Origin of the sequence: Sphingobium sp. Ant17 (genome assembly GCF_000588875.1) — a bacterium.
Classification (GTDB): Bacteria; Pseudomonadota; Alphaproteobacteria; order Sphingomonadales; family Sphingomonadaceae; genus Sphingobium.
The window spans coordinates 25,876-35,110 of sequence record NZ_JEMV01000046.1; the positions used below are offsets into that span (position 1 = coordinate 25,876).

Genomic DNA, 9,235 nt, shown 5'->3' on the forward strand with positions numbered 1-9,235 from the left:
GCTTGGGGTTTGTCGTGGCGGTTCAGGACAGCCCGGTCACTGGGACGGCCTGCACCGCTTCCGCCTCGAAACTGGCGATGGGATAGGCGCAATAATCGGCGGCATAATAGGCACTGGGGCGATGATTGCCCGACGCGCCAAGACCGCCAAAGGGCATATTGCCCGCAGCACCCGTGGTCGGGCGATTGCGATTGAGGACGCCCGCCCGGCTTTCCTCCACCATCCGCTGCCATAGCCGGTCATCCTGCGAAATCAGCCCCGCCGACAGGCCGAAGCTGGTCGCGTTGGCGGCGGCCATGGCAGCATCGAAATTCGCGACCCGGACGATCGACAGGACGGGCGCGAAAATCTCCGCATCGGGGGTGTCCACGCCGGTCACGTCGAGCAAGGCGGGCGTGACGAAGGCGGCGCTGCGGCCCTCGACGCCACCGAACGGGCGGATGACCCGTGCGCCGCGCGCGATCAGGTCGCTGACGGCGCGATGCGCCCCGGCGGCAGCCGTGTCCGACACCAATGGTCCCATGAAGGCGTCGCCGGCTTCGTTCCAGGCAGCAAGGGGCAAGCGCGCGGCCATGGCGTCGACCGCCTCGACGATCGCGTCGCCGGTCGCGCCTTCGGGTATGATCAGGCGGCGGGCGCAGGAGCAGCGCTGGCCCGTGGTGATGAAAGCCGAGTTGACGACGATCGAGGCGGCGGCCTCCGGGCTGTCCCAGGCGATCAGCGGATTATTGCCGCCCAGTTCCAGCGCCATGATGACATGAGGGCGATCGACCAGCGCGCGGCGCAGGGCTGCGCCAGCGCCTGCCGATCCGGTGAAGAGCAGCCCGTCAATGTCGCCCGCGACCAAAGCTTCACCGGTGGCGCGCCCGCCCTGAACGACGCTCAGCAAGCCGTCCGGCAGACCCGCTGCCGCCCAGGCGTCGGCCATCGCCGCGCCGGTGGCGGGCGTGATTTCCGATGGCTTGAAGACGATGGCATTGCCCGCGATCAGGGCGGGGACGATATGGCCGTTGGGCAGGTGGCCGGGAAAATTATAGGGGCCAAGCACCGCCATCACGCCATGGCCGCGATGGCGCAGCACCGCGCGGCCAAAGGGCATGGCGGCGGCGCGTTCGCCGGTGCGTTCGGCATGGGCAGCGATCGAGACATCGACCTTGGCGATCATCGACCCGATTTCAGCGTCGCTTCCCACAAGAGCTTGCCGGTTTCGCGCGAAATGAGTTCAGCCAACGCGGCGCGCCGTTCGGCCAGGATGGCGGCATAGCGGCGCACGACGGCGATGCGATCCTCCACGGGCAGCGCGCGCCAGGTGGGCAGGGCGGCGCGGGCGGCGGCGATTGCGCCATGGCAGGCGGCGGCGTCGGCGACCGGACCTTCCCAGACGAGGGCGCGAGAGGCGGGATCGAAGGATTGCAACATGGCGGTCATGCTCCTGCGCGCGTCATGGCGAAAATGCCGGTGGCGTTGCCGGTGTCGAAGGCGAGGTCTAGCCCTCCGGTCGCCGGGTCGATGTCGCGGCTGATGAACTCGAAGAAGGAGCCGGGGACAGCGCGGACCTGCCCATCGGCAAAGCGGTGCTCGACGCTGTCGGCACGCAAGGCGGTCTGGCGCACGCGGCCGGTGGCGGAGATTTCCAGCCGGTCCTTGATCGGATGATCGGCGGCGCGCAGCCGATCGGCCAGGGCGGCGACATCGGCGACCCGGTCGGTGGCATGGTTGAAGGCATTGCCCTCGGTCGCGATCCAGGCGGCTTCGTTGGAGCGGGACAGCAGCAATTGATAGTCGGCAAAGTCGGGCACGTCATGCTGACGGTCGAAGGCCGAGAGGATGGTGGGCAGCGCCGTCAGTGCATCGGCAAGGGGGACGGGCTGGCCATCGCGATAGCGCGCCAGCACGGATTGCGCCTGATCGTCCAGCGGATCGCGCGACGTGCCGAAGACGCGCGCGGCGGCATCGGAAAATTCGGCATCGAAGCGATCGACATGCAGTTCGGACAGGAAGAATTGCGGGATGGCGTCGGGATTGTCGGCATGGGTGTAGGCGCGGCCGGTCATCTTCAGCCGGTCGAGCGGATAGACGGTGGCCATGCGATAGCCGAGCGGCACAAAGATGCGCGTGAAGGCGTCCTCGCCGCCGGGCAGCGCGCCGTTTGGGCCAAGGGGCAGGCGGATGGTGCGCAGCGCGCCATGATCGAAGGTCACACGCTCGCCGCGCGCCAGCGTGTCGGCGACATAGGTTGCGCCGCTCGGCACCCGGCGCAGCAGATCATGGAACAGCGCAACGTTCATCGCCATTGCAAAGGCGGCGCGTGACACTGTGGGGCCACGCTCGGCCATGAGCGCGGGGGCGACGTGCAGCGTGTCCAGCGCCTTGGTGCCCTCCCTATCGCCCAGCACGGCCTTGGCCAGTGTGGCGATGACGGGCATATTCGCATTCGACATAGATAGGCTCCCGGTGACAGGCGCAGTATCGCAGGATAGGATGGGCAACGCAAACGGGGAGCACTCATCAGTTGATGCGATTTGGGAATGAATGATGGCCGCAAGTGGCTGCCGCCGATGACGGCGCTGGTCAGTTTCGAGGCGGCGGCGCGGCATGAGAGCTTCTCGCGCGCGGGGGACGAGATCGGCCTGACACAGAGCGCGGTCAGTCGGCAAATCGCTTTGCTGGAAGACTTGATCCAAGTGCCGCTGTTCGACCGGATCGGGCGGCGGGTGCGGCTGAATGAAGCGGGGCACGCCTATGCCGCGCAACTCGCGCCCGCGCTGGACGGTATTCGGCGGGCGACGCGTGGGGTGGCGCAGCGGCGGGCGGGATCGGCCTTACGGATCGCGACGCTGCCCAGTTTCGGGATGCGATGGCTCGCGCCGCGCCTGCCGCATCTGAGCGCGCGGCATCCGCAACTGGTGGTGGATTTTGCCGCGCGGTCGGAGCCGTTCGATTTTGCGCAGGAGGATTTCGACGCCGCGATCCATTTCGGCCTGCCGCAGGAATGGCCGGGCGTGGCGATGGATTTCCTGTTTCGGGAGGATGTCGTGCCGGTATGCGCACCGGGCTGGCTTGCGGCACATCCGTTGCGCGCGCCCGTTGACCTGCTCGATGCGCCGCTGCTCAGTCAAAGTTCGCGGCGCGATGCCTGGCCGCGCTGGTTCGCTGCGGCGGGGGTGGATGGGGACACAAGGCCGCCTGGCCCGACGTTCGAACATTTTCTGATGCTGGCGCAGGCGGCAGCGGCGGGCGCGGGGGTGGCGCTGATCCCCAGCTTCCTGATTCAACCGGAGCTGGAGGCAGGGGCGCTCGTCATCCCCTTCGCCCGCCCCTTGTCGAGCGAGCGGGCCTATTATCTGGCCTATCCGTCCGATGCGCTGTCAAACCCCGCCGTCGCACAGTTTCGCGCGTGGATGCTGGAGCAGGTCGGGTGAGAGCAATATGTGATGATTAGGGCTCATCTCCCCTCCCCGGCGGGGAGGGGTCGGGGGAGGAGTCTTGTAGGGCTGATCAACGCCTCATTACATCTTCTTGGGCATGCAGTCCGAACCGGCGGCCTTGATCTTGGCGCACAGGCGCGTAGCGTCGCTGCTGCTGGCGACGGGGCCGACCTGAAGGCGGGTAACGGTGCCCGCTTTGACCATATAAGGCTGATAGGCCGACAGGCCGCTGACTTTGGCGGTCATCTGGTTCCAAAGTGCGCGGGCGCGGCCATCCTCACTGAACGCACCCAGTTGGACGCGCCAGCCACCCGCTGAGGCGGGCGCGGGGATGGAGGATGCAGGGCGCGGCACTGGCTTTGCCACTGCAACCTGCGGCGCGGGCTTGGGTGCAGGCCGGGGCGCTGGTGGCGCCGCAACCGGTGCGGGCCGGTTCGTGGTCGATGGCGGCAGCGCCGTCGTTCGCACCGACGAGGGGGCGGACCTGACGGGCGCAGGCTTTGCCGGGACGGGCGTGGCAGCGGCGAGCGCGCCGGCCTTTTCCGACGATGCCAGGTTTGCGGCCAGCGTCACCCCCTGCTTGCGCTGATCCTCGGATAGGAATTTGTCCATCTCGGCAAGGCTGGTCGATGCCTGAGACAGGCCCGATGCCGCCGAGCGGGTCATCAGCGCATAAGCGCGCACCCAATCCTTGTTCATCAGGTCGCCGTTAAAGAGGGCCGTGCCGACGATATATTGCGCGCGCGGTTCCCCGCGTGTCGATGCGCGCTGAAGATAGGGCATGGCGTTGGCCCTGTCGCCCTGCTGGAACATCAACAGGCCCAGATTATCCTCGGCCCGCAAATGCCCCTGGGCGCTGGCCTTGCGATACCAATCGAGCGCGGCATTGAGGTCCGGCTGGACACCACGGCCGAGTTTGTACGCCTGGCCCATGTTGAACTGCGCGTCGGGGTCACCCGCCAATGCCAGCGGCCGCCATTCGCCGACCGCCTTGGCATAGTCGCCCTGCTGCCACGCATCCACGCCAGCCTTGACGTCGGCCATAGCGGGTACGGCCAGCCCCACCAGGGCAACGAACGCCATGCTTTTCCAAAGATAGGTCATAGTTCCATGCTCCTGCGCGAACAGCTTTGCGGTCGTGATGCCCAAACAAGGTTAAGGTCACGTTAGCAAAGGGGGCGACGGATAATGCCCGCTTAACGGTCTTGATCTTTTGGTAGGGAAACTTCCAGCCCGGTTAACCAATTTTTAGGCGCAGCTGTGGCAAGCCCGGCCGGAACTGGATTTTCTGGGGGGACATTCGTTGCGGATTTTGGCATTGGCGTCGCAGAAAGGCGGATCGGGCAAGACCACCTTGTCGGGCCATCTCGCCGTGCAGGCGCAGATTGCCGGAGCCGGTCCCGTCGTGTTGATCGACATCGATCCGCAAGGCTCGCTCTCCGACTGGTGGAATGAGCGCGAGGCCGAATTTCCCGCCTTTGCCCAGACGACGGTGGCGCGGCTGGCCGCGGACCTGGAAATATTGCGCAAACAAGGCTTCAAGCTGGCCGTCATCGACACGCCACCTGCCATCACCATGGCCATCCAGAGTGTGGTTTCCGTCGCCGAACTGATCGTGGTGCCGACCCGTCCCAGCCCGCACGACCTGCGCGCCGTGGGAGCGACCGTCGATCTGTGCGAACGTGCGGGCAAGCCGCTGATCTTCGTGGTCAATGGTGCCACGCCCAAGGCGCGGATCACGTCCGAAGCAGCCGTCGCGCTGTCGCAACATGGCACGGTCGCGCCAGTGACGTTGCACCATCGAACCGATTTTGCCGCGTCGATGATCGACGGACGCACGGTGATGGAGGTCGATCCCAAGGGGCGCTCCGCCGCCGAAGTGGTTCAGCTGTGGTCCTATGTGTCGGACCGGCTGGAAAAGAATTTCCGCCGCACGGTCTTTTCCGTGCCCCAGGGCAGCGTCGGCACCGTCGCGGCTCGCCCGACCGGCGGGGGCTTTGGCCGCCGCGTGATCGGCCAGTAAGGGAGGACAGGCGTCATGGCCGAACCCAAACCGCTCGCATCGCTGACATCGGGCCTGCTGGCCCGCAAGGGTGCGGCCCAGCCCGCGATGCGCCGTCCGATGATGGGCCTTGGCCGCACCGTCGGCAATGCCGTGCTGCAGGATGATCTGGGCTGGAACGACATGGGTTTCGATGTGGAGCCCGTGCCGATGCCGTCCGAGGAACCGCCAGTCGCGATTGGCCTGACGCCGATGACAGCACCCATGGCCGCACCCCCGTTGCCGCCGGTTGTCCTGGCGCGTGAGGAATTGGCCGAGCGGATCGGCGCTGCGTCGACACCGCGCCAGAAGGCGGCACCCGCACCGGGCCGCAAAATTGCCTTCACGTTGCGGCTGGAGGCCGAACGCCATTTGAAACTGCGCCTGGCCTGCGCCGTCACGGGACGGTCGGCGCAACAGATTGTGACGCAGGCGCTCGATGACTTCATCGACACGTTGCCGGAAATCGACCGGCTGACTCAGCAGCTGCCGCACATGCGCAGCGACAAGGCATAGAAGGTGGGTAGGCATATGAAGCGCACGACATTCGGCAAGGCGGCGATCGCATCGCTGCTCGTCGCGACCACCATGGTTGGCTGCACTGGAGCGGCATTCCGCCCGTCGGCGTCGCTCGGCCAGCCGAAGGGCGATCCCGCCAAGCAGGCCGCGATCGCGGAAAAGGCGCTGGCGTCGCGCGACGCGACCAAGGCGGTTGCCGCTGCCGAAGCCGCCGTACAACTCGCGCCCGACAATGCCGCCTATCGCCAACTTTTGGGTCGCGCCTATGTGCAGGCGGGGCGCTTTGCCTCGGCGGAAGCGGCGCTGAGCGATGCCATGACACTGGGCAATGGCGACGTCGGCACGATCGTCAATCTGGCGCTGGTGCAGGTGGCGCAGGGGCGGTCGGATGCCGCGCGCGACCTGCTGATTACGCATGCTGGCTCGGTTCCTGCCGGGGACTATGGCCTGGCCATGGCGATCGCGGGCGATGCGCAGGAAGGCGTGCGGGTGCTCTCGCAAGCCATTCACGATCCATCGGCGAGCGCGCGCACGCGCCAGAATCTGGCCTATGCCTATGCGCTGGCCGGACGCTGGAAGGATGCGCGGATGGTCGCGGGCATGGACATGGCGCCGCTGGCCGCGAACAAGCGGATTTCCGACTGGGCGCAGATCGCCGAACCCTCGCTCGCGCCGATGCGCGTTGCGGCGCTGATGGGCGTCACGATCGATCCCAATGATGGGGGTCAGCCGCTTGCATTGGCCTTGTCGTCGCCATCCGCCGCTGCAGCGCCGGTCGAAATGGCGCAGGCCGATCCGATGCCGGTAGTCGAAACGCAGACACCAATGCAGGTCGCCGTAGCCGCGCCAATGGTCGAGGCTGCGCCGGTCATCAAGGCAGACCCCAAGCCTGTACGGGTCGCTGTACGCGACTTCGTCGTGGAGGATCGGGCGGACAAGGCGGTTGCGTCCAAGACGCGCGCCAAGGTTCAGCCTGCGGTCGCATACGCGCCGACGGCACAGCTACAGAAGGCGGCGATCATCAAGCCGGTCGCCACTGGCGCGAGCGATTGGGTGGTCCAACTGGGCGCTTATGACAGTGCGGCGGTCGCCAAGGAAAAATGGATGCAGATGGCGGGCGGTAATGCCATGCTGTCGGCCTTCCCCGTGCTGACCAGCCGGGCGACCGTGAAGGGCAAGACCTTCCACCGTCTCGCGATCAGTGGTTTTGCCAGCCGGGCCGATGCGCTGAGTGCCTGCCGGATCGTGCAGTCGCTCCGGGGCCAGTGTTTCGTGCGTGAAACCGCGCCGGGTGCAACGCCGCAGCGCTGGGCCGTCGCTGGCAAAGGTCGTCAATACGCTTCGCGCTGATCTCCCCCCTCCCGTAGCGCGATTCCCTAGAGCACGCGAAGTCACGGCTTCGCGTGCTTGTTTTTTGATGACGGCGTTTGGAATTTCTACATGAGGTGGCGCTGGATCGGCAAAAATCCTCCCCTGCCAGGGGAGGATTTTGTCCGCAGGACAGCTGTGCATTTCGCCAGTGTCGCGTGGGGACGGGGCAGGGCATAGCGGGGTCAAAGACGCGCCCAACGCGCGCTCAACCTGGAGAACCGCCTTGCTGAACCGCCAGATCGTCCTTGCCTCGCGCCCGCATGGCGTGCCCGTGCCGGAGAATTTTCGCCTCGTCGAAGGGCAGGTGCGCGAATTGGAAGAGGGCGAAATCCTGATCCAGAACGAGGTGTTCGCCATCGATCCGGCGGTGCGCGGGATGCTGGACGATCGCGACGACAGCTACCTGCCCGCGACGCCGATCGGCGGCGTCATCCCCACCATGGTGCTGGGCCGGGTGATCCAGTCGCGCAACGCGGGCTTCAAGGAAGGCGATTATGGCCGGGGCTTTGTCGGGTGGGAAGAATATTCGATCCTGAACCCCGGCAATTTCGCGATCGAAAATGTCCATATCGACCCTAGCGTACCATTGACCGCCTATATGGGCGCGCTCGGCTGGTCGGGCATCACGGCCTATGTCGGGTTGAAGCGGATCGGCGAAATGCGGGCGGGCGACACCGTCGTCATGAGCGCGGCGGCGGGCGCGGTCGGCAGCGTGGGATGCCAGGTCGCCAAGCTGTCGGGTTGCCGGTCGGTCGGCATCGTCGGATCGAAGGACAAGGCGGACTTGATCACCGGCACGTTCGGCATCGACGCGGCGATCGACTATCGCGCCGAGCCAGACCTGGACGCCGCGATCAAGGCGGCTTGTCCCGACGGGGCGCATGTCTATTTCGACAATGTTGGCGGGCTGATCCTCGACACGATGCTGCCCAACATGGCGGCGTTCGGGCGGATCGTGACCTGCGGCATGATGGCCAATTATAATAATCATGACGAACCCTATCCGATCCGTAACCTGTGGCAGGTGCTGGTCAATCGGATCACGATGCGCGGGTTCCTGGCCTATGAACATCTCGACATGCTGGAAGAGGCCGAGGCGCAGCTGGGGGCGTGGATTCGGTCGGGCGCGCTGATCGCGCAGGAGAATGTGACCACGGGTATTGAAAATGCGCCTACCGCTTTCATCAACCTGATGTCGGGCGTGACCACGGGCAAGACCGTGGTGCGGCTGAATGAGGGCGTGACGACGCTGTAAGGACTGGGACACAAAACATGGGATAATCGCGGCGCGATTCGTCCCGGGCATCAGCATTTTGATATAGCTGACAGGGGTGGTTGCCCCCCGATATGATGGAAAAACGGGCTCACGATTGGCACCGGGCCCAAGCATCGCACGGAGAGCAACCATGAAACAGTATATAGGCTTTGACGTTTCACTAAAAGATACCGCGATCTCCATTCGTCAGGATGGAAAACGGATCTGGCGCGGCAAGTGCGCATCGGATCCCCAGATCCTGGCGCAGATAGTCCGCAAACACGCCCCGCATGCGGAGCGGGTGGTATTCGAGACAGGTCCATTGTCGACCTGGTTCTATCATGCATTAACGGCGGCGGGAGTTCCCGCGATCTGCATCGAAGCGCGCCATGCGCAGAAAATATTGAACGAGACGCTCAACAAGACTGATGCCAATGATGCTGACGGTCTGGCCCAACTGGCAGAAGCCGGCTTTTACAAGGCGGTCCGGGTGAAGTCGTTCGACGCCATGTTGACCCGCACACTGGTGGGCGCCCGCAACCTGTTGCTTACCATCTCAACGCAGCTGAGCAATCAGATCCGCGGGGTCATGAAGACGTTTGGCATCGTCGTTCCCAAGGG

Annotated in this window: 8 protein-coding genes and 1 pseudogene; 6 read left to right on the top strand and 3 right to left on the bottom strand. The window is 65.5% G+C overall.

The window, feature by feature from the left end:
- Nucleotides 1–22: 22 nt before the first annotated feature.
- Together astD and BF95_RS17760 are read right to left on the bottom strand one after the other, a co-directional pair.
- Nucleotides 23–1,428: pseudogene (gene astD, locus BF95_RS17755) on the bottom strand (succinylglutamate-semialdehyde dehydrogenase).
- Nucleotides 1,425–2,441, bottom strand: coding sequence for a 2-oxoadipate dioxygenase/decarboxylase family protein (locus BF95_RS17760; RefSeq protein WP_043153079.1), 1,017 nt, complete (start codon nucleotides 2,439–2,441; stop codon nucleotides 1,425–1,427). The pseudogene astD and the gene BF95_RS17760 overlap by 4 nt, the downstream one beginning before the upstream one ends.
- A gap of 87 nt (nucleotides 2,442–2,528) precedes the next feature.
- On the opposite strand from BF95_RS17760, the gene gcvA reads away from it, so the two are divergent.
- A complete protein-coding gene (gene gcvA, locus BF95_RS17765) occupies nucleotides 2,529–3,422 on the top strand; it encodes a transcriptional regulator GcvA (protein WP_043153081.1) in 894 nt (297 codons plus the stop codon).
- Between the two features lie 87 nt (nucleotides 3,423–3,509).
- Here the strand turns inward: gcvA and BF95_RS17770 are convergent, their stop codons facing one another.
- Complete coding sequence (locus BF95_RS17770; RefSeq protein ID WP_043153102.1) at nucleotides 3,510–4,532, bottom strand: SPOR domain-containing protein; 1,023 nt, start codon at nucleotides 4,530–4,532, stop codon at nucleotides 3,510–3,512.
- Between the two features lie 199 nt (nucleotides 4,533–4,731).
- Here BF95_RS17770 and BF95_RS17775 point away from each other — a divergent pair, with 199 nt between their 5' ends.
- The 5 genes from BF95_RS17775 to BF95_RS17795 form a co-directional block, all read left to right on the top strand.
- Nucleotides 4,732–5,451 (top strand): ParA family protein, encoded by a 720-nt coding sequence (locus BF95_RS17775; RefSeq protein WP_043153084.1) that lies wholly within the window; start codon nucleotides 4,732–4,734, stop codon nucleotides 5,449–5,451.
- 15 nt (nucleotides 5,452–5,466) lie between these two features.
- Complete coding sequence (locus BF95_RS17780) at nucleotides 5,467–5,985, top strand: hypothetical protein (protein WP_043153087.1); 519 nt, start codon at nucleotides 5,467–5,469, stop codon at nucleotides 5,983–5,985.
- A gap of 15 nt (nucleotides 5,986–6,000) precedes the next feature.
- Nucleotides 6,001–7,338, top strand: a complete 1,338-nt coding sequence (locus BF95_RS17785) for an SPOR domain-containing protein (protein WP_043153090.1) — start codon at nucleotides 6,001–6,003, stop codon at nucleotides 7,336–7,338.
- A gap of 244 nt (nucleotides 7,339–7,582) precedes the next feature.
- Nucleotides 7,583–8,614 (top strand): NADP-dependent oxidoreductase, encoded by a 1,032-nt coding sequence (locus BF95_RS17790; protein WP_043153104.1) that lies wholly within the window; start codon nucleotides 7,583–7,585, stop codon nucleotides 8,612–8,614.
- A gap of 151 nt (nucleotides 8,615–8,765) precedes the next feature.
- Nucleotides 8,766–9,235, top strand: a 470-nt coding sequence (locus BF95_RS17795) for an IS110 family transposase (RefSeq protein WP_043153093.1), incomplete at its 3' end; no start/stop codon positions are given.

Bases quoted from the DNA above. Each gene is read 5' to 3' on its own strand.
- BF95_RS17780 (WP_043153087.1), top strand. From the start codon at position 5,467: ATGGCCGAACCCAAACCGCTCGCATCGCTGACATCGGGCCTGCTGGCC.
- gcvA (WP_043153081.1), top strand. From the start codon at position 2,529: ATGAATGATGGCCGCAAGTGGCTGCCGCCGATGACGGCGCTGGTCAGT.
- BF95_RS17770 (WP_043153102.1), bottom strand. From the start codon at position 4,532: ATGACCTATCTTTGGAAAAGCATGGCGTTCGTTGCCCTGGTGGGGCTG.
- BF95_RS17785 (WP_043153090.1), top strand. From the start codon at position 6,001: ATGAAGCGCACGACATTCGGCAAGGCGGCGATCGCATCGCTGCTCGTC.
- BF95_RS17760 (WP_043153079.1), bottom strand. From the start codon at position 2,441: ATGTCGAATGCGAATATGCCCGTCATCGCCACACTGGCCAAGGCCGTG.